The 25,773-nt window shown below is 57.7% G+C and carries 18 protein-coding genes; 3 read left to right on the forward strand and 15 right to left on the reverse strand.

Features of this window, described 5'->3' with window-relative positions; translation table 11 throughout:
• Nucleotides 1-16: 16 nt before the first annotated feature.
• From ilvD to L1249_RS03660, 3 genes are all read right to left on the reverse strand, one after another.
• On the reverse strand, nt 17-1,702 hold the full coding sequence (ilvD, locus tag L1249_RS03650; RefSeq protein WP_044628457.1) for a dihydroxy-acid dehydratase: 1,686 nt from the start codon (nt 1,700-1,702) through the stop codon (nt 17-19).
• A 95-nt stretch (nt 1,703-1,797) separates the two neighbouring features.
• Nucleotides 1,798-2,091 carry a helix-turn-helix domain-containing protein gene (locus tag L1249_RS03655; RefSeq protein WP_230834987.1) on the reverse strand — a complete coding sequence of 98 codons (294 nt, stop codon included), beginning with the start codon at nt 2,089-2,091 and terminating at the stop codon, nt 1,798-1,800.
• Nucleotides 2,088-2,408 carry a type II toxin-antitoxin system RelE/ParE family toxin gene (locus L1249_RS03660; protein ID WP_159342797.1) on the reverse strand — a complete coding sequence of 107 codons (321 nt, stop codon included), beginning with the start codon at nt 2,406-2,408 and terminating at the stop codon, nt 2,088-2,090. The genes L1249_RS03655 and L1249_RS03660 overlap by 4 nt, the downstream gene beginning before the upstream one ends.
• 145 nt (nt 2,409-2,553) lie before the next feature.
• Here L1249_RS03660 and recC point away from each other — a divergent pair, with 145 nt between their 5' ends.
• Nucleotides 2,554-6,117 carry an exodeoxyribonuclease V subunit gamma gene (gene recC / locus L1249_RS03665; protein ID WP_235253396.1) on the forward strand — a complete coding sequence of 1,188 codons (3,564 nt, stop codon included), beginning with the start codon at nt 2,554-2,556 and terminating at the stop codon, nt 6,115-6,117.
• A 10-nt stretch (nt 6,118-6,127) separates the two neighbouring features.
• Here the strand turns inward: recC and pncB are convergent, their stop codons facing one another.
• On the reverse strand, nt 6,128-7,303 hold the full coding sequence (gene pncB, locus L1249_RS03670; protein ID WP_235253397.1) for a nicotinate phosphoribosyltransferase: 1,176 nt from the start codon (nt 7,301-7,303) through the stop codon (nt 6,128-6,130).
• A 286-nt stretch (nt 7,304-7,589) separates the two neighbouring features.
• Here pncB and recB point away from each other — a divergent pair, with 286 nt between their 5' ends.
• Together recB and recD are read left to right on the forward strand one after the other, a co-directional pair.
• Nucleotides 7,590-11,405, forward strand: coding sequence for an exodeoxyribonuclease V subunit beta (gene recB, locus L1249_RS03675; RefSeq protein ID WP_235253398.1), 3,816 nt, complete (start codon nt 7,590-7,592; stop codon nt 11,403-11,405).
• A complete protein-coding gene (recD, locus tag L1249_RS03680; RefSeq protein ID WP_235253399.1) occupies nt 11,402-13,663 on the forward strand; it encodes an exodeoxyribonuclease V subunit alpha in 2,262 nt (753 codons plus the stop codon). Before recB ends, recD begins: the two co-directional genes overlap by 4 nt.
• A 195-nt stretch (nt 13,664-13,858) precedes the next feature.
• On the opposite strand, the gene L1249_RS03685 is transcribed toward recD, so the two are convergent.
• The 11 genes from L1249_RS03685 to L1249_RS03730 all read right to left on the reverse strand — a co-directional run bounded on the left by L1249_RS03685 (nt 13,859) and on the right by L1249_RS03730 (nt 25,656).
• The gene (locus tag L1249_RS03685; protein ID WP_152621767.1) at nt 13,859-14,500 is read right to left on the reverse strand and encodes a hypothetical protein; all 642 of its coding nucleotides are present in this window, start codon (nt 14,498-14,500) and stop codon (nt 13,859-13,861) included.
• A 145-nt stretch (nt 14,501-14,645) separates the two neighbouring features.
• Nucleotides 14,646-15,014 carry a DUF6527 family protein gene (locus L1249_RS17660; RefSeq protein WP_353956170.1) on the reverse strand — a complete coding sequence of 123 codons (369 nt, stop codon included), beginning with the start codon at nt 15,012-15,014 and terminating at the stop codon, nt 14,646-14,648.
• Nucleotides 15,011-16,417 carry a ThiF family adenylyltransferase gene (locus L1249_RS03690; RefSeq protein WP_044628451.1) on the reverse strand — a complete coding sequence of 469 codons (1,407 nt, stop codon included), beginning with the start codon at nt 16,415-16,417 and terminating at the stop codon, nt 15,011-15,013. Before L1249_RS03690 ends, L1249_RS17660 begins: the two co-directional genes overlap by 4 nt.
• The gene (locus L1249_RS03695) at nt 16,414-17,328 is read right to left on the reverse strand and encodes a multiubiquitin domain-containing protein (RefSeq protein WP_044628450.1); all 915 of its coding nucleotides are present in this window, start codon (nt 17,326-17,328) and stop codon (nt 16,414-16,416) included. The genes L1249_RS03690 and L1249_RS03695 overlap by 4 nt, the downstream gene beginning before the upstream one ends.
• A gap of 81 nt (nt 17,329-17,409) precedes the next feature.
• Nucleotides 17,410-20,814, reverse strand: a complete 3,405-nt coding sequence (locus tag L1249_RS03700) for an ATP-dependent helicase (RefSeq protein ID WP_235253400.1) — start codon at nt 20,812-20,814, stop codon at nt 17,410-17,412.
• A complete protein-coding gene (locus L1249_RS03705; protein ID WP_152621766.1) occupies nt 20,801-21,349 on the reverse strand; it encodes a hypothetical protein in 549 nt (182 codons plus the stop codon). Before L1249_RS03705 ends, L1249_RS03700 begins: the two co-directional genes overlap by 14 nt.
• Before the next feature lie 10 nt (nt 21,350-21,359).
• The gene (locus L1249_RS03710; RefSeq protein WP_230845013.1) at nt 21,360-21,755 is read right to left on the reverse strand and encodes a hypothetical protein; all 396 of its coding nucleotides are present in this window, start codon (nt 21,753-21,755) and stop codon (nt 21,360-21,362) included.
• Nucleotides 21,756-22,429: 674 nt separating this feature from the next.
• Nucleotides 22,430-22,750, reverse strand: coding sequence for a DUF427 domain-containing protein (locus L1249_RS03715; RefSeq protein ID WP_044628446.1), 321 nt, complete (start codon nt 22,748-22,750; stop codon nt 22,430-22,432).
• 222 nt (nt 22,751-22,972) lie between these two features.
• Entirely contained in the window at nt 22,973-23,629 is a 657-nt protein-coding gene (locus L1249_RS03720; RefSeq protein WP_228168538.1) for a carbon-nitrogen hydrolase family protein, read from the reverse strand.
• A 198-nt stretch (nt 23,630-23,827) separates the two neighbouring features.
• Nucleotides 23,828-24,430 (reverse strand): glutathione S-transferase family protein, encoded by a 603-nt coding sequence (locus tag L1249_RS03725; protein WP_044628445.1) that lies wholly within the window; start codon nt 24,428-24,430, stop codon nt 23,828-23,830.
• Nucleotides 24,430-25,656, reverse strand: a complete 1,227-nt coding sequence (locus L1249_RS03730; protein ID WP_058578241.1) for a YbfB/YjiJ family MFS transporter — start codon at nt 25,654-25,656, stop codon at nt 24,430-24,432. Before L1249_RS03730 ends, L1249_RS03725 begins: the two co-directional genes overlap by 1 nt.
• Between the last annotated feature and the right edge of the window lie 117 nt (nt 25,657-25,773).

Consider the following 25,773-nt stretch of genomic DNA (forward strand, 5'->3'; position numbering starts at 1 on the left):
GGTGATCCGTCAAGAATTACTCTTGGTCGGTCACCGCACCGGTACTGGCCGAGCTGACCAATTTGGCATACTTCGCCAATACGCCTTTACGATAGCGAGGCGTAGGCTGCTGCCAGGCCGCGCGGCGGCGCATCATCTCGTCATCGCTGATGTGCACGTCGATGGTATCGGCTTCGGCATCGATGGTAATGGGGTCGCCATCTTCGACCAGCGCCAGCGGGCCGCCGTCGAACGCTTCCGGCGAGACATGCCCCACCACGAACCCGTGACTGCCGCCCGAGAAGCGACCATCGGTAATCAGCGCCACGTCGTTACCCAAGCCACGCCCCATGATGGCCGAGGTGGGCGTGAGCATTTCGCGCATGCCGGGGCCGCCCTTCGGGCCTTCGTAGCGGATCACCACCACGTCGCCCGCCACCACGGTGCCATCGTTGATACGCGCCTGGGCTTCCTCTTCCGAGCCAAACACTCGCGCCGAGCCGCTAAAGCGGGTGCCCTCTTTGCCGGTGATTTTCGCCACCGCCCCTTCCGGCGCTAGATTACCGAACAGAATACGCAGGTGGCTTTCGGCTTTGATCGGGTTACCCAACGGCGCGATGATCTGCTGATCCATCGGGTAGGGCTCAACGTTAGCGAGGTTTTCCGCCAGCGTTTTACCGGTCACGGTCAAGCAGTTGCCGTTGAGCAACCCAGCGTCCAGCAGAATTTTCATCAGCGGCTGGATACCGCCAATCGCCACCAGCTCGCTCATCATGTAGTGGCCGCTGGGGCGCAGATCGGCCAGTACCGGCACGCGCTTACCGATCTCGGTGAAGTCTGCCAGGGTCAGCTCGACGCCGACGGTGCGTGCCATGCCTATCAGGTGCAGCACGGCGTTAGTAGAACCACCCAGGGCAATCACCACGGTCACGGCGTTCTCGAACGCCTCGCGGGTCATGATATCGGAAGGCTTGATGTCTTGAGCCAGCAGCGCCAATACGGCTTCGCCTGCAGCTTTGCAGTCGTCGCGCTTCTCTTGGGAAATCGCGTTCTGCGCCGAGCTGCCCGGCAGGCTCATGCCCAGCGCCTCGATGGCCGAGGCCATGGTGTTGGCGGTGTACATCCCCCCGCAGGAGCCTGGGCCAGGAATCGCCGTCTCTTCGATGTTTTTCAGCTCGATCAGGTCGATGTCCCCACGGGAGTGGGCGCCCATCGCCTCGAACACCGAGACGATATCGGTATGGCCCTTGCCGGGCATGATGGTGCCACCGTAGACGAACACGCTGGGGCGGTCGAGCCGTGCCAGCCCCATCACGCAGCCCGGCATGTTCTTATCGCAGCCGCCAATCGCCACCAGGCCATCGAACCCTTCGCAGCCCGCCACGGTTTCGATGGAATCCGCGATTACCTCCCGCGACACCAGTGAGTACTTCATGCCTTCGGTGCCGTTGGCAATGCCATCAGAAATGGTAATGGTATTGAACACCACGCCTTTGCCTCCGGCGGCATCGGCCCCATCCCGGGCAAGCTCCGCCAGCTCACCAATATGGCTATTACACGGCGTCACCATACTCCAGGTAGACGCGATACCTACCTGAGGCTTTTGAAAATCGTCATCGTTGAAGCCCACGGCGCGCAGCATGGCGCGGCTAGCCGCTTTACCGGGGCCATCCACCACCGGGGCAGAGTGGCGGCGGGTATTATGGTTGGTCGGCTCGGTCATCACGGACTCCTCTTCATTGCATGGCAGAGGCCACAGCTTGGCGGCGGTAAGCCGATGACGCAAGGAGAGTTCCAATATTGCAGCACGCTGACTGCTTAATGGACTGGCTGTTTTTGTTGTTCAACATGTACCGTCAGTTCAAAACCACAGGCGTGTGCATAGCGCTGTAGTGTTTTCCAGCCAGGGTTACTGCTTCCCCGCTCCAAGCGGCTAATGTTACTTTTTTGTGTATCCAGGCGTTTGGCAAGCTCTTCTTGCGTCAACCCGGCACGCTGGCGCATAGAAATCAGTGTGGAGGCCAACGCAAACTCCGGTGCCAGACGTTCATATTCCGCCTTCACTTCAGGGTTCTGAAGCGCCTGCTCTTTTAGTGCCTTTAAGTTCATCATGACTGCACCTCGCGCTGTCTTGTCCGCGCTAATGTTAACGCCTGACGCGGCGTTTTCTGGCTTTTCTTGACGAATGCGTGCAGGACGACGATGTGTTTCCCATGCACGTAACAAAACAGAGAACGGCCAATTCCCTCTTTTGCCTTTGCCCTAATTTCAAACAAACCGTCGCCCATCGATTCCGTGTGTGGTGGCCCAAGGTTAGCGCCATGAGTCTCTACCATCTCCAGTAACCGGAGCATTCTGGCCTGTATTTTGGGCGGCATACTTAAAATTTCTTGCTCGACACCTGGATAAAACTCAACCTGCCACTCCATAGCATAACCCCGCTCAAGTTATCTTTTATGATAACCCAACGTACATAAAAGTTCCTACTCCAGATACACGCGAGTACCCCCAACTTATGGCACCATAGCGTCACCGCTACCCGTGACGCTGATTGCCGTGAAGGAACGCCGCCGTATGCCTGCCAATGCCCTGCTCTCCCCCACTTCGCTCACCCCCGGGTTCATGGTGGTACACGCCAATCGGCTGGAGGACTTGCGGGGGCTGGCGGTGGAGTGGATGCGGCGGCACCCGCTGGGGCCGCTAGAGAACGAAACCATTCTGGTCCAGAGCAACGGCATTGGGCAGTGGCTGAAGCTGGCCCTGGCGGAAGACCCCGGCAACGGCGGCGCGGGTATTGCTGCGGCGCTGGACGTGATGCTGCCCGCGCGGTTTTTATGGCAGGCCTACCGCCGGGTGCTCACCCACGTTTCCCACGATGCCGACGCCGTGCCGGAAACCTCGCCGTTCGATAAATCGCGCCTGGTGTGGCGGCTGCTGCGCCTGCTGCCTACGTTGGCCGGGCAACCAGTGTTCGAGCCGCTGGCGCAGTTTCTAGAAACCGACCGTGACCAGCGCAAGCACTACCAGCTGGCCGAGCGGCTGGCGGATCTGTTTGACCAGTACCAGGTCTACCGTGCCGACTGGCTGGACGCCTGGGCTAACGGCCACGACGTGCTAATTACCGCCCGAGGCGAGCACCGCCCTTTGGAAGAGCACCAGCGCTGGCAGCCCGCGCTATGGCGCATCTTGCGGGACGATGTGGCCGCCACCCAAGGCGATGCCGGGTTAAACAGCAGCCGCGCCCAGGTTCACCAGCGCTTTTTGAAGGCCACCGAGCAGCTGGAAGGCCAAGACTGCCCGCCGGGGCTGCCCCGTCGGCTGATCATTTTCGGTATCTCGTCGCTGCCCCAACAAACCCTGGAAGCCCTGGCGGCGCTCTCCCGCTGCTGCCAGATCGTGCTGTGCGTGCACAACCCCTGCCAGTTCTACTGGGCGGACATCATCGAGCACAAGGACCTGCTGCGCGCCCAGCGCTACCGCCAGCGGCGCAAAACCGGCATGCCCGAAGCGCTGGATGTACTGGGCACCGGCGATGCCGATGACGCCCTGCACCTGCACGCCCAGCCGCTGCTAGCCGCCTGGGGCAAGCAGGGCCGCGACTACCTGCGCCTGCTCGATGAGCACGACGACGCGGGCAACTACCAAACCCTATTCGAGCAGCAGGCGCTGCGCATCGATATGTTCGAGCCGTTCAGCGGCGAGGAGCGCCACTGCCTGCTCAGCCAGCTGCAAGACGACATCCGCGAGCTGCGCCCGGTGGCAGAAACCCAAGCCCATTGGCCCGCACTGCCCGCTGCCGATGACTCCATCGTGTTCCATATCGCCCACGGCCCTCAGCGGGAAGTGGAGATTCTCCACGACCAGCTGCTGGCCGCCTTCAGCGCCGACTCGGCCTTGCGTCCGCGCGATATCATCGTCATGGTGCCGGACATCGACCGCTACGCCCCGCACATCGAAGCGGTATTTGGCCAGCTGCCCACGGACGACCCACGGCATATTCCCTATACGCTCTCCGACCAGGCCAGCCGCCACCGCCTGCCGCTGATGATCGCGCTGGAAAAACTGCTGCGCCTGCCAGAGCTGCGCCTGACGGTCAGCGATGTGCTCGACCTGCTGGAAGTGCCCGCCCTGCGCCAGCGCTTTGGCCTGGAAGAGCGCGACCTGCCGGTGCTCGAGCGCTGGATGGAAGGCGCGGGCATCCGCTGGGGGCTGAACGCCCAGCAGCGCCAGCGGCTGGAGCTGCCCGGCGGGCTGAGCCAGAACACCTGGGCCTTCGGCCTGCGCCGCCTGCTGCTGGGCTACACCGTGGGCGACGGCCACGCCTGGCAAGGCATCGAGCCGTTCGATGATATTGGCGGCTTGGAAGCGGGTCTGGCAGGGCCGCTGGCCACGCTGCTGGAGAAGCTCGACGCCACCTGGGAAACCTTCTGCCAACCCACCGATGCCGCCACCTGGGTGGCGCGGCTGCGGGCACTGCTGGAAACCTTCTTCCTCACCGACGATGCCCAGGAAAGCATCATGCTCACCAAGCTGGAAAACGGCTTGCAGCAGATACTGGAAAGCAGCCAGGAAGCAGAACTCGACGACCCGCTGCCGCTCTCCATGGTGCGCGAACACTGGCTGGTACAAATCGATGAACACAGCCTTTCCCAGCGCTTTTTGGCCGGAGCGGTCAACTTCGCCACGCTGATGCCCATGCGCGCCATCCCCTTCAAGCGGGTGTGCCTGCTGGGCATGAACGACGGCGACTACCCCCGCTCCCAGCCACCGCTGGATTTCGACCTCATGGGCAGCGACTACCGTCCCGGCGACCGTTCCCGCCGGGAAGACGACCGCTACCTGTTTCTCGAAGCGCTGCTCTCCGCCCGGGACCAGCTCTACATCAGTTGGATGGGCCGCAGCCAGATCGACAACTCCCCGCTGCCCCCCTCGGTACTGGTGGGCCAACTGCGCGACCACCTGGAGGCTGGCTGGCAAACACACACAGGCGCGCCGCTGCTGGAAAGTCTCACCACCGAACACCCGCTGCAGCCGTTCAGCCGCGCTTACTTCAACCACCCGGCGGGCCGCCTGTTCACCTACGCCCACGAATGGCGGGAAGTGCACGCCCCCCGCACGCCGCCTGCGGTGGAGCGCATGCTACCCGCGCCGGAAAACGCCCCCACCAGCCTCTCGCTGGCGCAGTTGGGCGGCTTTCTGCGCGAGCCGGTGCGCAGCTTCTTCAATACCCGGTTGGGGGTCTATTTCGAGCAGGAAACCATCGCCGAGCTAGACGCCGAGCCCTTCGCCCTGGATGGCCTGCAAAACTGGCAGCTGCAAGACCAACTGATTGCCGCCCAGCGCCACGCGGTGGATAACGGCCAGCCGCGTATCGAGGCGCTGCACGACGCGTTGGAGCGCTTTCAAGGCCAAGGCGTGCTGGCCATGGGCGCCTTCGGCCAGCGCATGCGCGATGCCCTTGCCGACCCCATGGAGGCGCTTTTCAACGCCTACGAAGAAGCGCTAGACGCGTGGCCGCATCCCCTGCCCGACACCATGATTCACTTCGAAGCCCACGGCCTCACACTGGAAGAGCCCCTGGGCGAACTGCGTCAGGATGAAGCAGGCCACCGCTGCCGCCTGCTGCTACTCAGTAGCAGCCTGATTAGCCAAGGCAGCGGGCGCGGCCAGTACCGCTGGAGCCACCTGCTGCGCCCCTGGGTCGCGCACCTAGCGGGCAACCTGGATGGCCCGATGACGACGCAACTACTCTCCAAAGCGGGTCATGTCACGTTAGCGCCGGTGGATGCCGAGACCGCCCGCCAGCACTTGGAAACCCAGCTAGCCGCGTGGCAAGCGGGCTTAGAAACCCCGCTACCGCTCGCACCGCAAGCCGCGTTTGCTTGGCTAAGTAAGCAAGGCACGCCGGATATGGCGCAAGAAAAAGGCCGAGAAAGCGACGCCTACGCCGCCGCCGAAAGCGCCTATGAAGGCGGCCGCTACCAAACCGGTGAAGTAGCCCAAAGCGCGTATTTAAGCCACCAGTGGCCCCGCTTCGAGCGGTTGTTCTTCGAGCAAGCCAATGGGCACACCTTTGCCACATTGGTGGAAGCGCTCTACGCCCCGCTCTTTTTCGCTGTTAAAGGCAAAAAAGAGTAAAGCCAAGCAGCTATGAGCTGCCCATACTGAGCACTTTCTTCGCCAACGCAATCATCTCAGGGTCGCCGGTGTTCTTGGTGGGCACATCGGACAGTTTCACCACCGGCAGCCAGCCTTGCCCTTCGGGGCGGGCCTCGACCATTTTGATCACCATGTTCATGGGCGCCACGCCAATATCGTTGGTGAAGTTGGTGCCAATCCCGAAGGCCATGCCAATGCGCCCCTGGCAGAAGGCGCGAATGCGCTCCACTTTTTCAGGGGTGAGGGCATCGGAGAAGATGATGGTTTTGCTCAGCGGGTTAATGCCCAGGCGCTGGTAGTGGGCAATGGTGGCATCGGCAAATTCAATCGGGTCGCCGCTATCGTGGCGCACGCCGTCGAAGAGCTTGGCGAACTTCTTGTCGAAGCTCTCGAAAAACGCCCGCGTGGTAAACGTATCGGTGAGCGCGATGCCCAAATCCCCCCGGTACACATCCACCCAGTGCTCCAGCGCCAAACTATTGGCCATTTTGAAACCGAAACGCGCCCCGTGGAACATGAACCACTCGTGGGCGTGGGTGCCAATGGGCTTCACCCCGTGGCGCATGGCCAGCAGCACATTGCTGGTGCCGCTGAAGGCCTCCCCGCCGTAGTGGCGCAGCGCTTCCACCACCCGGTCATGCACCGCAAACGAGAAGCGCCGACGGGTGCCGAACTCGGCAATCTTCAGCCCGTGCTGGCGGTACAGTTCGATTTTCTCTCGCGTGCGCTGCTCGATGAGCGCTTCGTCATCTTCCGATACCCCCACGCCGCGCAGTTGGTACCAAAGCTCGCTAATCAGCGCCATCAGCGGCACTTCCCACAAGATGGTGCGGTACCACGGGCCTTCCATCACCACCGACAGCTCGCTGCCCTGCTGCTCGATCGTCACTTCGCTGGGGTCGTAACGAAAGCCCGCGAGAAAATCGAGATAGGTAGGGTCTAGGTAAGGGCAGGTGGTTTGCAGGTAGCGCTTCTCTTCATCCGACAAGCGCAGCGTCGCCATGCGATCCACTTCACCGCGCAGCGCCTCACCAAAGCCCTCAGGAAACGCATGCTCGCCACGATTGATAAACGCGTAGCGGGCATGGGCATAGGGGAAGCGTTTGATCACGGCATTCTGCATCGTGATCTTGTAAAAATCGTTATCCAGAAGCGAGGTCAGCATGAGATCCCTTCACCAGCATCAACAGATCGCCAAGAGCGGCTAGCCTGCTAGATTACCAGTTGGCGACGATACCTCACAGCCTAACCCCTGTTTACTGTGGCTTACGGCCATGGAAGCCGAGCGTGCCTACCTGTTTACAACGAATTCGACACCGTCTTTCAAACCAGCCTCTAACGCGGCTTTGCTCTTTTGCCCAGTACCCGGCGACGCGATATAGTGCCGGTGCCTTGGGTCAGCCACCCAAGGCGCTTTGCTTTTCGCCTGCCGTGATGTTCGGAGAATGAGAATGAGCCAGCCCGCCCCGCTGAACCCGCTGACGCTGCCGCTTCACGGCAGCCGTTTGATCGAAGCCAGCGCGGGCACGGGGAAAACCTTCACCATCGCGCTGCTCTACGTGCGCCTAGTGCTGGGCGGGCAGCACGGCGACGACGACACCGCCTTCGTACGCCCGCTCACCCCGCCGGAAATTCTGGTGGTCACGTTCACCAACGCCGCCACCCAGGAACTGCGCGAACGCATTCGCCACCGGCTGGTGGAAGCCGCTGGTGTGTTTCGAGCTGAGGGCACAAGCGAAGGGGCGCCGGGGGCAAGCCGTAGTGGAGGTCATTCAACAGGGATGTTGAATGTAGCGCCCAAGGATGGGTTCACAGCGCCTCCACGTAGGCTTGCCGCCGGGGAAGCCCCGGTGGTTGCACTAGATCCCTTACTCCTAACACTCCGCGACCAATACGACCCAGCCACCTGGCCCGCCTGCGCCCGACGCCTGGAGCTGGCCGCCGAGTGGATGGACGAAGCCGCCGTGTCCACCATCCATAGCTGGTGCTACCGCATGCTGCGGGAGCACGCCTTCGATAGCGGCAGCCTCTTCTCGCTCAACCTGGAAAACGACCAGCAAGAGCTGGAACAAGAGGTAGTCCGCGACTACTGGCGCACCTTCTACTACCCGCTGGACGCCGAGGCCCTGGGCAGCATCACCGGCTACTGGAAATCCCCCGATCAGCTACACCAAGACGTGCGCAAACTGCTCCACGAAAGCGACGCATTGGGCGCCCCACGCCCCGAACCTAAGCAAACCCTAAGCGCCGCCCAAGCTGAGCGCCACGCACGGCTAACCGAGCTAAAAGCCCCCTGGCCCGCATGGCTAGACGACCTAGTGCCCGCACTGGAGGACGCCGCCCAGCGCAAAGCCTTCAAAGGCCAAAGCTTCAATGCCAAAAGCCGCGCCAACTGGCTAAGCGCACTGCGGGAGTGGTGCGACAGCGACGCCACCCGCCCTGCGCTCACCCCCGCCGCCTGGAAACGCCTCACCCCAGAGGGCATGGCGGAAATATGGAAAGAGGGCGCGCCCCCTTGCCCCGCCGTTTGGGAAGCACTGGCCGAACTTCCCGACGCCCTGAACGCCTTGCCCGAGCCGCGCAACGACCTGCTGATTCACGCCGTGCAGTGGTGCAAAGTGCGCCTGGAGCGGGAGCAGGAGCGACGCGCCGAAATGGGTCCCAACGACCTGCTCACCCACCTGGACCGCGCCCTGCAAGGCCCCAATAAAGAGGCCCTGGCCGCGCAGATACTGCGCCAGTTCCCCGTGGCGCTGATCGACGAGTTCCAGGACACCGACCCCATTCAGTACCGTATTTTCAACGCGGTGTATGAGGTCGCCAAGCCCCGCCGAGACGCCGCCATGCTGCTGATCGGCGACCCCAAGCAGGCCATTTACGCCTTTCGCGGCGCGGATATCTTCACCTACTTAAAAGCCCGCGAAGACACCTCAGGCCGCCACGTCACACTGGGCACCAACTACCGCTCTAGCCGCGCCATGGTAGAGGCGGTGAACCACTGCTTCCGCTACGCCGATGAGCACCCGGCCGGGGCGTTCCTGTTCCGCGAAGAAGGCGGCAACAACCCGCTGCCCTTTCTGCCGGTAGAGGCCAAAGGCCGCAGTGAGCAGCTCACTCACCAAGGCCAGCCGCTGCCCGCCATGACGCTCTGGCCGCTGGAAGCCGACGAGCCGCTCTCCAAAACCGCCTACCAAACCGAGATGGCCGAACGCTGCGCCTCCTACATGGCGGAACTGCTCAGCGCAGGCCAACACGGCAAGAGCGGCTTTCAAACCGACGATACGCTCATCCCGCTCAAGCCCTCCGATATGGCAGTACTGGTAAACGGCCTGCAGGAAGCCCGCGCCATTCGCCAAGCGCTGGCTAGCCGAGGGGTGAAGAGCGTGTATCTTTCGGATCACGATAAGGTATTTAGCTCGCCCATGGCCGCCCAGGTAGAGCGCTGGCTGCGCGCCTGCGCCGAACCGCTGGCTAGCTCCCGCCAGGCCGAAGCGCACCTGCGCGCCGCGCTGGCCACGCCGGTGCTGGGGCTAAGCCTCGCGGAGCTGGACTACCTGCAGCAAAACGAGCTGGCCTGGGAAGAGCGGGTAGAGCAGTTCAGCCACTACCACCGCCTGTGGCAGCGCCAGGGCGTGCTGCCGCTGGTGCGCCGCATCATGGTGGATTTCGAGATTCCCGCTCGGCTGCTGGCAGAGTTCGAAGAGGGTGAGCGCTTGCTCACCGACCTGCTGCACCTGAGCGAACTGCTGCAGCAGGCCAGCGCCGAGCTGGACGGCGAACACGCGCTGATTCGCTTTCTGTTTGATGCCATTGCCGACCCGGAAAGCCACGGCGACAGCCACAAGCTGCGCCTGGAGAGCGACGCGGATCTGGTCAAAGTGGTCACCATCCACAAATCCAAAGGGCTGGAGTACCCGCTGGTGTTCCTGCCCTTCATCGCCAACCACCGCCCGGTGAAAGCCGAAGACGTACCGCTGCGCTGGCACGATGGCGAAGGCAACCTACAGCTCAGCCTAGAAGCGGATGACACGATACTCGCCACCGCCGACCGCGAACGGCTGGGGGAAGACCTGCGCAAACTCTACGTGGCGCTCACCCGCGCCCGCCACGCCACCTGGCTGGGGCTGGCCCCGCTGAAAGGCCTGGAAAACAGCGCGCTGGGCTACCTGTTGACCGGTGGCAGCACCCTTTCCCCCGATACGCTCCCCAAGGCGCTCGATGCCCTGGTGGAAGGCAGCGAGATACAGATTCATCAGCCACCCGCGCCCACCGCAGAGCGCGTGGCACAAGTGGCGCAAAGCAGTGAGCTGGGCCACGCCCGGACGCCCACGCGCCCGGCCAAAGAGCACTGGTGGATTGCCAGCTACTCCGCGCTGCGGCTTTCCGGCACGCTGACCGCCCCGGTGCTGCCACCGCTGGAACCGACCACCGCCCAGGAAGCCACCGCGTTTGAAGTGCTGGATGAACCTCGGGAACTATCTCAAGAACGATCCCAACTAGAAGCGTTTCACTTACATAAGTTTCCACGTGGCCCCGGCCCCGGCACCTTTCTGCACGGGGTGCTGGAGTGGGCAGGCAAGCAAGGCTTTAATACCGCCGCAAATGATAAGGACGCCCTCAACGACATGCTGTGGCGGCGGGTGCAGCTACGCGGCTGGCAAGCATGGCAGGAGCCGCTGGCGGGCTGGCTAAGCGCCCTGCTCACCACACCGCTACCGCTGGCCGCGCCCACCCCGCAAAGCGTGGCGCTGAATGAGCTGGAAAGCTATCAGGTAGAGTTGGAGTTCTGGTTTGCCGCCAAGCGGGTGAATACCCAAGCCATTGATGCGCTGGTAAGCAAGCACTTACTGCCAGGGGTAGAGCGCCCCGCGCTGGATGCCGATACCCTCAACGGCATGCTGAAAGGCTTTATTGACTTGGCCTTCGAGCACCAGGGGCGCTTTTACGTGCTGGACTGGAAATCGAACTACCTAGGCCCCAACGACAGCGCCTACGAGCCAGAAGCCCTGCGCCACGCGCTGCTCGCCAAACGCTACGACCTGCAGGCTGCGCTCTACCTGCTCGCCATGCACCGGCTGTTAAAAGCGCGCCTGCCGGATTACGACCCACACCAGCACTTGGGCGGTTCGATGACGGTATTCCTACGCGGCAGCCGCAGCCCTGGGCGTGGCGTAGTGGGCGAACCCGCCCCGGTTGAACTCATCGAAGCCCTGGATAGCCTGTTTGCAGGCGAGCCACACGCCACCCAGCAGGAGGCCACGGCATGAGCCGCCAGCACGACACCCACACCTTCGACATGTTCGGCGATACGCCCACCGCCAGCGCCCACCCGGCACTCAGCAGCACCCCGGAACTGCTGGCCCTGTGCGAACGCTGGGTCGCACGCGGCTGGCTGCGGGACCTGGACCGCGCCCTGGTGCGCTTTCTCGCCAGCGAAGCACCGGATGCCCCCACGCTGCTGCTACTGGCGGCAGCGCTGGCCAGCCACCAGCTAGGCCGCGGCCACGTGTGCCTGGATATTAACGCCACGCTGAACGCGCCGGATTTTGCCCTTTCGCTACCCCCCGAAGGCGACGACCTCACCGACCCGCCGCCGCTACCCAGCGACGTGCTGGCCACGCTCACGCTCAGCGAATGGCAAGCCGCCCTGCACCACCCGCTGCTCACCAGCGAAGGCCCCGGCAACACGCCGCTGGTAGTAGTCACCACTCACTCAGCCAGTGGAACACCCAGCACGCGGCTCTACCTGCGCCGCTACTGGCAGTACGAACAAAGCCTCCACCAACACATCGCCGCCCGCTTGGAAGCAACCGACACAGAAAGCACGAGCACAGAAGGCCTACGTGGGAGGCCAATTCATTGGGCGATGGGTGACGCCAGTCACCCTGGGTTACTCCCCCAAGCCCTGAACATTCTGTTCAAGCCAAACAACGCCCTGGACTGGCAAAAAACCGCCTGCGCCCTGGCCGCCCGCAGCCGCTTCGGCATCATTACCGGCGGCCCCGGCACCGGCAAAACCACCACCGTGGTGCGCCTGCTCGCCCTGCTGCAAACCCTGCAACTGGCCCAGCACCCCCGCCAGCCGCTGTGCATCCGCCTGGCCGCCCCCACCGGCAAAGCCGCCGCCCGCTTGAACGAATCCATCGCCGGGCAGGTGAATGCGTTACCGCTTGATGAGTTGGCAACGCTGTTAAGTGAACACTCACCTGCGGCGGCAGCCAGCGATATCACGATTCCCACGGAAGTGACAACACTGCACCGCCTACTCGGCGCACGCCCCGACACCCGCCACTTCCGCCACAGCGCCGCCAACCCGCTAGCCCTGGACGTACTGGTGATCGACGAAGCCTCGATGGTGGATATCGAAATGATGGCCGCCACCCTCAGCGCCCTGCCCGCCCACGCCCAGTGCATACTGCTGGGGGACAAAGACCAGCTCGCCTCGGTAGAGGCCGGTTCGGTACTCGGGGACCTGTGCCGCCGCGCGGAAGCCGCCCACTACACCCCGACCACCGCCGAATGGCTGGCCCAGGCCACCGGCCAGCCGCCGCCCGCAGAATTCATCGACCCCGCAGGCCAACCGCTCGACCAAGCCATTACCATGCTGAGGGTAAGCCACCGCTTTAATGAACACAGCGGCATCGGCCAGCTGGCAAAAGCCATCAACCAGCCGGGCCATGCGCAAAGCGAACGGGAAAAACAGCAGGCGGTCACGGCCGTGCTGCGCCACGGCTACCCGGACATTCACCATTTGGTCATGAACGACGACGCCGCACTGGACAAGCTAGTGATTCACGGCAGCCCGAGCAGTTTTCTGAATAACGGCGAAGGCCGCCGCGACCATAACGGCCAGCCCATCGCCCCACCCACCGGCTACCGCCACTACCTCAACGTGCTGCACGCCCAGCGCCCACGGGGGGAACCCTTCGAAGAGAACCCAGCCGTATATAACGCCTGGGCCAGCGAGGTGCTCAGCGCCTACAGCCACTTCCAACTGCTGTGCGCGCTGCGCAAAGGCCCTTGGGGGGTAGAAGGCTTGAACCAGCGCATCGCCAGCACATTGCGCCGCGAAAAGCTGCTGTTCGGCAGCGACTACACGCTGGAGAAAGGCTGGTATGAAGGCCGCCCGGTTCTGGTGACCCAAAACGACTACGGCCTAAAGCTGATGAACGGCGATATCGGCATCACCCTAGCCGTGCCAGACCCGCGCAATCCACAGCAGAAGCTATTGAGAGTGGCCTTTCCCACTAGCGACACCGACAAGCCCATCCGCTGGGTGCTGCCTTCCCGCCTGCACACGGTAGAAACCGTGTTTGCGATGACGGTACACAAATCCCAAGGCTCGGAGTTCTTGCACACCGCGCTACTGCTACCGCCGACGCTTAACCCGATTCTGACCCGCGAGCTGGTATACACCGGCATCACCCGCGCCCGCGAATGGCTCACGGTGGTGGAAGCCAAGCGCGGGGTGTTGAATGAGGCCGTGGTGAGGGAGGTTGTTAGGGTTAGTGGGGTTGGAGGTTGATTAAAACTCACCTCAACCTCACAAGCTTCAAATGCTATAAGTTTCAGCATCTTGTTGAAGTTGGGCTAAAAGTCCTAATTTTGGATAACTTAAAGTTGATCTTTCTATGCTAACTCCGCCACTAAACACTATTGATCATCGCAAAGAACATATGGGCGCATTAAAATTTATAGTGCATATCCTTGAGCAGGCACTTTAATTTTCATCGCTCTGAGAGCTTGCTCTTTTACTTATCGCAGACCATCCACCAACAATTCGAACGGCCGCGTTTATAGCTCGTACTGAATCTAAACAAAACCAAGCTAGCATCAAACTTGCCATCACCGAAACGACTCCTATTATCGCTACGTCTCCAGCAACGTCAGAAGACATAGCAGCCGCTGTAAAAAGAAGAGACATGATAAGCATAAGCGCCGATACCATGAAAAAAAACACGGAAAATTTTTCTTGCCACCATAGCTTACAGTAGCTTCGTGACAAAACAGGATGAGACATTGACTCACCAAAACTCATATATCTCCGCCCATATTTGTAGTCAGTGATACTAGATAGCGGGCTTTTATCATTGAGGAAATATGAAATCTCAAAAAATGTCATGCGGATATTAAAAAGCTCTCTGAAGGCCAACTCAACTCTTAGCGGGTGAGAGTTGATTCCTTCGTTACTAAGAACCTCGAAAACACCCTCTAATTTATCTTTACGCGCAGTCCTTCTTAATGAAACAGCTTCTTTCATTAGCTTCCAAAAAACTGGCGCAACTACGATAAAAAGAACAAATGTAAGAACGATACTATCCGCAACACCTGCTGCTCTTAAAGCTTCTAGATACTTATCCAAGAACACCTCCAGAAAAAACAAAACTCTTCACAATGAAAAGTTATTTAAAATTAAAAATAGGTACTACTGTGCTGAACACTTTACGAAGAGGAGCATATTGAGTCGATTAGCATCAACGTAAAATAATAAACTGCTCGCTCAGCTTCTAAAACCGTTCGCGTACTTTAGAAGGTTGCCCGCCTTTGCACCAATCTACCTTGCCTTTTCTAATCCAAAAGTGGCACCCACAGTTGTTACGTTGATGGACTGAAGGCACGACAGTGGGTCTACGCCACCAGTCCAAAGTAACTTTCCAATTTGGCCGCAGGTGAGGGTTGAGCGAAAGGTCAATTCGCTCTCCGCAACCCCCAGGGCATCGAAATGAAGCCCATTTAGATATGCCGCTGTCACAGACCAAAACAAAGTTTTCAGCTGCACGCTGTTCACGCGGGGGTAACTTTGTACGTATCTCCGCGGTGAAGTCAGCCTTAATTAAACCGAGCTTTCTCGCAGTATTTATAATCAATGTCTTCATAAATAGGTCACCATATCTAGACAAGGTTCGACATCTGCACGGCCAAGGGTATTGAGATCATCGCAAGCAGGGCAGCCAGGTATTGAGGCCACGCCAGGAAACCGATCATCACTGGCATGAAAGCGCCTAATACGCGTGGCATGCATACCCGACTGTCCATGAAAGCCAGTAAGCGCAGCGAGGAGTTCACTTATAGCCATGCACCCAGCCTCTGTCGTAAATGCAGCCACCGCTGGAGCGGGGTCTCCCTCACCAAGTACATAGGCCTCCTGTTTTAAGGCTTCATACCCTACCGGATCACGGCGTTTAAGAGCTTCCTCATGCGCACGCCGCGGATCAATATTTCCACCACATAGCAGGCACGGATGGCCGTCGACTAGAGTTGAAACACGAGCAAAGAGATCAAAGCCGCTATCTGGTCGTCGCTGCATGGCAAGGCCGACATCGATAACAGGGATGCCATAGAATCGGCTGAACCTATTCAAGATCAGTCTGCCAGCGTGATCATCTGTGCAAGAGAACACGACATCACAAGCTTTTAAGGCCTCCACGGTGCCAGTATCACCAACAAATGCGTCGACCGTGACAAGTTTCATTCCAATGTCAGTTTCTTGAACCATACGTTGATGAATTTCCGCCTTGGACGTTTTGTCTACGACATCCTTGCGACGGCTGCCGTGAAGCCGATTAAGATTGGAAAGCTCCGCCTTATCTCTTTCGAACAATATCGCCTGCTGGACGCCGTGACGCATCAGCAGCGGAAGCACCACACTACCCGTGCCACCACCTCCAACCACACCTACACGAAGATTTGAAAGAGTGCGATTTGCAGTATCCCCGAATAGAAGCTGCTGCCGATCAAGAAAATCAGGAGGTGCAATGTTGCCTTTAGCTGAGGTTAAGGCAATGCGTGGTCCAGAATGAAGAAAACGTTCGATCGGCTCAACTTGATCACGCGAGCCCCATATCCGCGCAGCCATCACACCATCACTGTTGATTACTATGCTAATCAGGCCCTGTGTACCCTTCAATTTTGCCGTACGGGCAAGCTCAGCCTCATTGCGATCATCCTGCTCCGAAAACTCAGCGATCCCATCTGGATGTGTGTGAACAATTGCCGGAATCCATCCTTCACGCGCGGCTTCCCCAAAGAGGAGCATCAAGCTATCTGTCGTCCAGGTGATGTGAACCGGCGAAGTGTCGACCACCTCTCCCCGGTCAATATGCTGGAAGGAGTGACTGACAAACCGGCGACGCCGGACTCCAGACCATGGATCCTTCTCAATATCGGCGACACCAAATAACAGTGTTGCCGCAGCCTCATGGCCGTTTGAACTTTCAAGTAGCGACCTAATCTGCATTTCGTGTGACGCCTGAAGAACGAGATCAAAGCTAATCATCATGGACGAGCCTCTTCGAGAGCCACACGAACCCGGGCTACCATTGTTTGCAGGCCATCCACCCCAGGACGCCAAGCCGAGCAATGACGCGACCACCGCTGCCAGACTCGGTCAGCAAAATTGTGGTTCACATTCGCTGCACGAGCTTCGCGTCCGCTGGCAGATAGCTTGATCCACGGTGATGTATAAAACATATCGGGCGGAGTGTCCGGATAGCCGGGGGGCAAGATGATCAGGACATCAGTGATATCATGGTCGTATTTGCCTTGCGGTAAGGAGTACGCGGTAAGAATGACCCCGATCATGTCACCACTCTTAACGACTTCGAAGTCAAGGGCTCGGCTTTCAAGAAATACACGATCCCCAGATGGAATTAACTCCTTACCCTCAGTGGTATGATCAATGATCGAGATGAAACGTTCGACACCAGTTTTTCCGAGATCGATGAGATCGTCATCATTGATTTTCTGATCATGGCCGCCCGGAACATCGAGCCAAAGCGCATAGTTAGGCGCAAGAGCAGCAAGTTTTTTGACAACGAAGCCGGAAATGAAACGCTTCGGCCATTCGAGATCCTTGTCATCAACCTTAAATAAAAACTTGCGGTCGGTTTGGGCTACCAGTATTCGTTCAGCGCCACGACCACGCAGATCATAGGATTCATCGAGGCGAATATCCTCGAAATCACCACTGGGGAGGATTGCCGTCGCTGTATATTCGTAAACGGGAGCACCACCTGCTGCTTCGATGAACTGGCGACCCAGAGGCATAGGGTCATCAAAAATATGTTTTTTGAAGTCCAATGTTTCATCCGCGATTAATACCCGAAAATGGGCACCAGGCTTGAGCGGGCGTCCGTCTCGAACGGCGTCAAAGAGATCATCTACATTCTGGTCTTGAGGATTATCAGTCATAAGGTACTTCCTTCTGTAGTTGCGGGGCACTGTGCCCCGCTTTCAGAAGGTTAATCGCAGCATTTCCATAAGACCGGTAAATCAGTTGAGATTTTTTTTGATGAGCGGCCCATCTGGAGGATTGCCACAAACGAAGAAGTGTGGACAACGGGGGCAGGTTCGATTGGGGTTGGGTGGGAAATCGCCAGATAGAATTTTACCGACAGCGTCAACGATCTTGTCTTGGCGATTTTTTATCTTCTTCTGGCTCAGTGAAATAGGAGCGGCTACCTCATCCGTAAGGAAAACAAACTCTACTTCTGCATCCCGACCAGCCGCTAACTGGTATGCTGCAGCATCGAGTGACTCGGTAGCGTTGGAAGTCTTACGACCGGTCCAGATGCGACGGAATACAAGCCGACCGTCGCTCCTTTCGACATAATCATCAGGCTTAACCACTATCTTAGCCGCGCCTATGTCGATTTCGAAGTCGCACAGAGCTAGTGGTTTGTCGCTTTTTCGGAGGGTAATCAAAAAGTCGAACAGCCTGCGTCCAGCGACTTCATAATCTTCTGCATTTGCGTTCTCTGCCGGGCCACGCGCCTGCCAGTACTCATCAAAGTCGGGAATTTCATTCGAAGGGCCGTTTAAGAGAGCATCAATTGCACCTTGAACAGCGGCATGCATTTGCATAAAAGCACTTTCAGTACGACGCCCACCTAATTTAAGGACGTGCGTGAACAAGAAGCGGCGCGGGCATTTGTCGAAGAGCGCGAGTTGTGCAGGCGTTAAGGTAACCGTCTCCTCAAACTGGACGTCTACGCAGCTTGACAAAAGCGGCGGCACTTCGTTTGCAGCCAGAGGCGCTTCGATGCTCACCGTATCACCGAGACGGTCGATAAACGGTGACGACTTCTGGGATTTGGCGCCTCCCCGTGATTGCACGCCTCGCTGTTTCGAAGGCGCGTAGAGAAAGAGGCGGTCTTCTGCACGGGACAAAGCGACGAAGAAGAGACACTCCTGTTCTTCATCATGCCCAGGCTTAAGTGCATCGAGGCCCCGAATACCTTCCCCACCAATTAATCCATTTGGGGGCGACAAGGCCCGAATTTGATTGGCGGATTGAGGCAATGAACCGGCAGACAGTGAGGGCATATGCACCGCCTTGAACTCAAGCCCTTTGCTTTTATGAATCGTCAAAAGGCGGACAGCATCAAGGGATTGAGCGGCCACGGGAAGATCCCTCAAGTCTCTCTCGTCCGACAAAATGACGAGTCGACGAATATGATCCAGCAGGTCACCAACTGGGTAACCACGCCGCTCAATATATGTCGATCTCAGAAAATTTTGCAGTTGCCACAATGCGATCGCAGACAAAGGCTCTTTTTCGGTCAGGCCATGTGCATATCGGGCTGCAAGGCGAGTACGATCAAGGTAAAGCGAAGCGAAAGCCCTCCAAGGCGTTGCCTCGGGCTTAAGCCCATTAAACGCCTTCGCAAGAGCGGCAAACCCGCTTGCACCTTCAGACGAAATTGCGCCATCTGTAGGAAGTAAGACGCGCCAGGCGAGCGGCTCAAGGGGAGAGGCATCAGCCAAGGCCTTTGCAGCGGCCACAACGTCGTGCAATGGCACTGAAAACTCAGGAATTGTCGCAACCTTTATGAGTGCTATCGCACGCGGGTCGACGAGAAGAGAAAGTAGCGAGAGCGCTTCTTTGATTTCTGGCCGGTCGAAAAGAGGGCCCAGAAACAGGACGGATACGTTTTGCGCTTCAAGACTAGCAGCCACCTCTGCCAGCCGATCATTGGACTTACAGAGGACAGCCTGATTCTTGTAGGTGATTCCGCTGTCCTTACAAGCGGTAATCCGAGCAGCAAGCTCATTTAGTTCGTCGTCTTTCGTACCTACACGCACAAAAATGGGCTTTTGGCCGGATGGGCCCCGGTATGCCTCCGACTGAAATCCAGCTTCGGCAGCTCTCATATTTGCACGTGCGAATCCAGCGTAAGCATCGCAAACCTCTTGGAAAGAACGGTAGTTAACCGTCAACCCCATTGTCTGACCACCAGGAAAGTCGTCGGTCTCAAATCGCGCAATATTGATTGATGAGGCACCACGAAAACGATAAATCGACTGTTTGGCATCCCCCACAACCCACAGGCCTTGCCCGTCAGGCTTCAACGCCTTCAATAACCGGACACTTGCTCGATTGACATCCTGGTATTCGTCGACAAGGACATGGGAGTAACGTGAGCATAGCTGCCCACACACATCTGCATCCGTCTCGATAAGCCTAACGGTACGAGATACCAGGTCACCGAAATCGACCGCACCATGCTTGGCTTTAAGGGACTCATATGCCTCATACACCTGGGCAATTTCCAAACACTTCTCGCCATGAATGCGTTCTTCATCGTTTTGAGCCGAGCCGTATGTCAATTGAGCAAGTATTTTATAATCTTGGTGGTCGACCACTTCGTCTTTGGCACGGGAAATTGCAGCTAGCAGGTCCCTAAGAATATCTGTCGGATCATGTAACTCCTTAAAGTGTTGGAGATTCAGCCGAACAAATTCATTCTCTAACAAGGCGACAGATTCGGCTGTATCGAGCAGCCTCGGTTCAGCCGGCAGTGACGCTCGCTCATGAAAACGCCGAAGAATGTCCAGTCCAAATGAGTGGAAGGTGCCGATAGTCAGTTCCCCTGCCGCCTCTGGCCACGCGGATAGCGCTCTGTCCGCCATTTCACCGGCAGATTTATTAGAAAATGTCAGGACAAGTATGGAAGATGGCTCAACCGCAGAGTCCCTTAGCGCGGCCAGCCGGCCTATGAGCGTCTGAGTTTTCCCAGTGCCGGGTCCCGCTCGCACCAACAAAGGCCCGCCACGGTGGCATGCAGCGCGGTTTTGTGCGGCGTTTAATGGCTTCGGATGATCGCCTTTTGACACTTTCGCTTCTGCGACTGTGGGAAGCCAGATTGCATCAAATATCTGGACCGCGACCATATCGTAAGGAGCCCGAAGCTTTTCCGCTATTGCCTGAGCGGAAAGTCCTTCTTCGAGATACCAGCGGCGAGCAAGCGCTCGTGGAAACAGAAGCTCTCGCGCAAATAGGTCCATTTGCACTTCCTGTCGAGCTTTCCGGCTGTAATCAACAGCTCGTTCGGCACCAGAGGCACCGCCGTCTGATGGGCGGGTAGGATCAATCTCTGAGCTCGTCGTGATGCCCACGTGCCCACCGAGCTCGGCGTGTCCAATCTCATGGGCAACGAAAAATGCATCCAGAAACTCTTCGCCTGTACGTTCGTGTCGAATGGTTCCAGCAGGGTCATAAAGCGCTCGACCACCATTGAGCATGGCGTGTCCTGGTGGATACCCTCGAACCTCGATATCCCGCCTAGCAGCTTCCGCCAAGACGAATGTATACGGCTGCGCTGGATCATATCCTGCGCAGACGAGATCATCATGCAGCGCGGCTGCACGTTGTCGAGCAAACTCAGCTACGTCCATCTACTTCGCAGAGCCGATCTAGTGCGCGCTCTTCCTGATCACTCAAACCTAGACTATCAAGAAACTCGTTATACTCAAGCACAGCCCCTTCGTCTGGCTTTCCATCAGCCTTGAAAGCAAAACCTATGCTCGTCCGAGGTTGACTCCGCAAGAAGTCAACCAAAGCGTGAACCGCAACACCCAGTTCTCGGGCTAAACCTGTTACAACTGGCTCAGGTATAGAGCCAAGCCGAACTTTGCGGTCCCGAAAGCCAGCAAAGAAGTCTCTAGGCAAACCAACTTTCCGAGCCAAAGATCGGAGTTTATCGCCAGCCAGTGCTTCCTCAATCCCATTACGGCCAATTGCTGTTGCGGGAGCTAAGTGCCGTGTTTTCAGCTGCACGCTTTGTATATCATTTCGCGCATCCGTCAATGCCAACTCATGGTAAAGGTCTGTCAATTCCAATGCCAAGCTGGGGTATCTGTCGATATAGCTCTTAAGAACCGCATGATTCAGAGGTTCTTCCATTGTAAGCTCATCGAGTATGTCTTCCATGTTAATGTCATTAGTCATCTTGCACCTCAATGCAGAGGCGTTCGCGGATTCTTTGATAAGCACGCTTACGCATTGCCCGAACTGTCTTTGGTGTACGACCAAGTAGCTTTGCAATCGTATGTACTTCTGGATCTTCACTTTGGTCAGAATAGCCTGCTTCTTCCATATCAATTAGTCTTCTTTCATCCTTTGGGAGGGAGTCAATCGCAGCACGCAGCTGAAACCGGTAAGTAAATTCCTCCTCTTGTGTCATACCTCCTGGCTGGTACTGACTCAGGCTCTCCTCTACTTCACTTGTGACTTCACCACTTTCGTCATACTCAATTGGTGTCAGTGGTACGTCTTTGGCAAAACCATGCCGAAAAGCACTGGCACGAAGACTTGCAATTGTTCGGTCAAAGACCACTTCGTAAATATCAAGCTTTTCCTCGTAGTTTGATCTGTCGCAAAGCAGGAGCTTAACTACGCGCTCAAGAACGTACTCCTGAAGATCTGTATACCTGCCACCACGAATTTCCTTCTTCGGGCAAGCATGACGAATCCGCTGTTCTAGAAGTGGGTACAGAACGTTAAATTGAGCGTCAGACTTGTGTGCTATTGGGATGATCAGCCCAGAGGCCTTTGAAGCCCGAATGATCGCTTAAACCAGTGTCCACTGTTGCTGGGTAAGATCATGATGTCGGGTTTGCCGAACCCAATGAACTAGAACTTCCGAAGGTATGTAATCTGGCGAACGTCGATCAAGGATGCGCGCACGTTCTGTGAAAACTTCGAGTGATACGCTCGCAATTTCGACCAGCATGTTTTCTATCGGTTGGCGACGGCAGTATAGCTGACCATCCAGCTTAGCTTTGCGCAAAGGTGGTATTTTGATTGTATCGTTCACTTAATCGACATCCATATTCAAGTGGGAATCGAACAGAGTTCCTAAGCAGATAATTTTATTAACATTTTGATCTGGTTAAAATCATGAATCTCGCTCAACTTGGTTGACTCAAGGCTAAATGCATGTAAGTCTTTGAAATCTAGACGTAGTCAATACTTACAGGTCAATATACGTCAGCTTTGAGTCGCAAAGCGTCATTCGCTTACTTCCTCATAAAACGCCACCCTTCCAGCAATAGCCCTCACACCTTCTATCGGCTCCTCATAACTCCAAGCAATATCCCGCCGCTCACCCAGCGAGAAATACACCGCATGCCCTTTAAACGGGCAATGGGTGATCGTTTCCGAAGTGGTAAGTAAGTCCATCCGCACGTCTTCACGTGGGAAGTAGTGGCGTGGCGGGTAGCCGTGTTCGCGAAGTTCCAATGTATTGGTAGAGTCAGCTAACAGAATGCCACCCACCCGCACTTGCATGCGCTGCTTGCTTGAGTGAAGCGTTATGCGTGCATTCTGCATCGTGTTGTCCCTGCGGCGTTGTTCGCTCTAGTGCTTCGAGACTAGCAGTAAAAATAAGTTAAGCCTACCTTGGGAGCTTAACTTTTAGTCGGTAATGGATGCTTTGGGTTGTAGGTGAGTCATCACTTTTACGCCACCGCTTAATACACCGCAGTGAATGCGGCACAGCACTAAGCTGGTCTGGGTGCCGTTGGCCTTAACGGTTAGCTCCCCTGCTGTATTCTAGCTACCGCTATTACCGCAGGTTTGCCAGCCGCCCGTAGTAGAAACGTGGTTGGCAAGCAGTACCGACAGTTGGTGGCGCTTTGCGATGGCGGAAAGTAGCTCGGCATCTTTTGCATAGCCGCTTGGGGAGATCAGCGCGCTGGCGAGATATACGTCCGCTTGTTGGGCGGCGGCGGTAGCGGCGTGGCTTGGGTGGGTGAAGTCGGCGCATACGGCCAGGGCGATGCGTGTGCCGTTAACGTTTATCAGGTCGCTCTCACAGCCGGGGGCACAGTAAATATCTTCCCCTTCGTGAAGGTGCTGTTTTAGGTAGAAGGTATGTTCGCCGTTGGGAAAGCAGATCACCGCTGCGATGTGGGGTTTGCCGTTAGGGTTGTGCAGTGGGCAGCCTGCTATTACTACCGTGTTATTGGCGACGGCAGCGGCGGTGAGGACGGCAAAGGTGGCATCGTCGCGGGGCATGGCCAGTTGGCTGAGTAGCGCCAGCTCGTAACCGGTGAGCGAGAGTTCGGGAAAGGCCACCACGTTGGCCCCCAGCGCGGCGGCGCGTTCTATGCAAGTTAGGTGCATTTGTAGGTTGTCGTCTACCGCTGCTTTGCTAACCGCCAGTTGGGCGAGTGCAATGGTGATGGGGGCTGGTTTGGTGGTTGTCATTTTTTGCTTCGCTGGCTGGGTGCTGGAAGGGTCGCGGGCTAAAGCCACCTCCCACCGTGCCTTTATCGGTTTTTTGCCATACAAGGTAAATACCGCTTATCGGCCAAAAACAAAAGCAGCTTGGGGATGGTTGACCCGACGATATCACCCCGCAGTCGCGAGGCGATATTAGCAGCCTGGATATTAGCGTACGCTTGGCTAAACGAATGCAGTTTCCTGAAAGCTTCCACGTGCAGTCACACCCGCATGCCATGCCAGAAGCCGCGGATACTCTTCTTTCCAGTTCACCTCTGGCAGCCTGAATGCCAAATAATCCAGCGCGACCGCAATGGCGATTTCGCCCAGGTTAACGTTTGAGGCCTGCTGTTTTTCGCCAAGCTCATTGTTCAGCTGTTTAAGCAGCCGCTGAATGGCTCGCGAACGGCGCTGACCCAGCTCGCTCTCGTCAATCTCGTTGCCATAATGCTTTCTGGCAATCACGGTCGTGAACGCGGCATCCATCAGGTTTTGGCCCAGCCCGGCTAGGTGCAGCACATCCCCCCGGCTGGCTGCTGGCAGCATTGGCGGGTTGGGGCTAACGCTATCCAGGTAAACGGCAATCAGCATTGATTCGCTAAGCGTGGTGCCCTCCTCCGTTACCAGCGCGGGAATACGCCCGGCGGGGTTGGCCTTTAAGAGTTCGGCATCGTCTGCCCAAGGGTCGCACCACTTCAGCGTCACGGTGTCCGCCAGGCCTTTTTCCAGTAATACGATGCGCACAAGGCGAGCATAGGGCGAGGTTGCGTTTAAGTAGAGTTCCATTATTGACTCCTGTAGTGCTTTGTAGGTTGTTGGGCAGAAGGATCCGTGTGGCGCTGCTGTAAGCCACGGCTAAGCAGCACCAGCAAAAAGCCAGCGACGAGGATAAGGCCGCTGATGGCAAACAGTGGCGCGTAGCTGCCCCAAGTGCCATAAAGCGCCGACATGGCATAGCCTGCTACTGCCTGGGCGGCAGCAAAAGCGGCGGTGGCTTGCCCCCAGAGTTTCTTGTGGGCGGCTGGCCCTACCAGCTCAGCAAGGCGGCCAGAGGTGAGGGCCACAATGCCGGGGATCATAGCCCCTACCATAAACGAGGAAACCGACTGGCTGAGCAGTGCAAGCGAGAACACCGGCAGTAAGACGGCGGCGGCCTTTGCCGCAAAGGCGATCATCAAGCCCCCCTGCCAACCCACTCGATGCGCCAGTGCGCCTATCATGAACGGCCCACACAGGGCGCCCAACCCGAAGATACCCCACTGCAATGAAGCTGCTTGATTGCCCAGGGCGTTTTCCCTGGCGAGATAGTCCACCCAGAACACGGTATGCGGCACAAAGCCAATCGCATCCAGGGCGTAAGCGCCCACCACCAACATAACGATTATCTTTACACCCGCACCCCGTATGGGACTATTCCCCCTTGGGCTAGCCGTGATCGGTGAGGCCAAGTGCGCTATTCCCCAGTCGCACAAAAGGCCAGCGGCAATACACAGCAGCCCAAGCGTGCCCCAGGTGACGGAGAGGCTTAACCCTAGGAGTAACGGTACGATGAAAGCCGAAAGCAGTGCACCAAAGCCAATACCGGTAAATACCATGGCGCCGACACGCGTTCGCCTTTCAGGGGGCGTGGCTGCCAGCGCCAGCGAGGGTCCAACGACCATCAAGATGGCCCCGGCAATCCCCGAGACCAACCGCCAGAAGAAGAACCATAGAAAACCACCCGCCCCGGCGCAGAGCACAAAGCTGAGCGCGATACCCGCGAAGCTTGCGGCCATCACCATGCGAGGAGAAAAGCGCTCACTCAGCGAGTGGGCGGCGAGTGCGCCGATAAAATATCCCAGCAGGTTGGCGGCCCCCAGGTAAGCGCCTTGGCTCGCGGTGAACCAACCCTCTTGAATGATCGCAGGCAATAGCGGCGTATAGGCGAAGCGTGCGATGCCAATCGCCGCCAGGGTAGCCATTATGCCTGTCATCAGCGCGGGCAGATCGTGGGTAGTGAGTGTTCGCTTCATCACGCCAATTCCTTTTTGTGCCACCCTTTGGTGGGGTCGTCAGCACGTTGGTACATCGCCAGACTACGCGCGAGGAATTATTTCTAGAAACGATTAGTTTTGATAGCTACTATCTTG

It is taken from the genome of Halomonas sp. Cn5-12 (assembly GCF_021532545.1).
Lineage (GTDB): Bacteria > Pseudomonadota > Gammaproteobacteria > Pseudomonadales > Halomonadaceae > Vreelandella > Vreelandella aquamarina.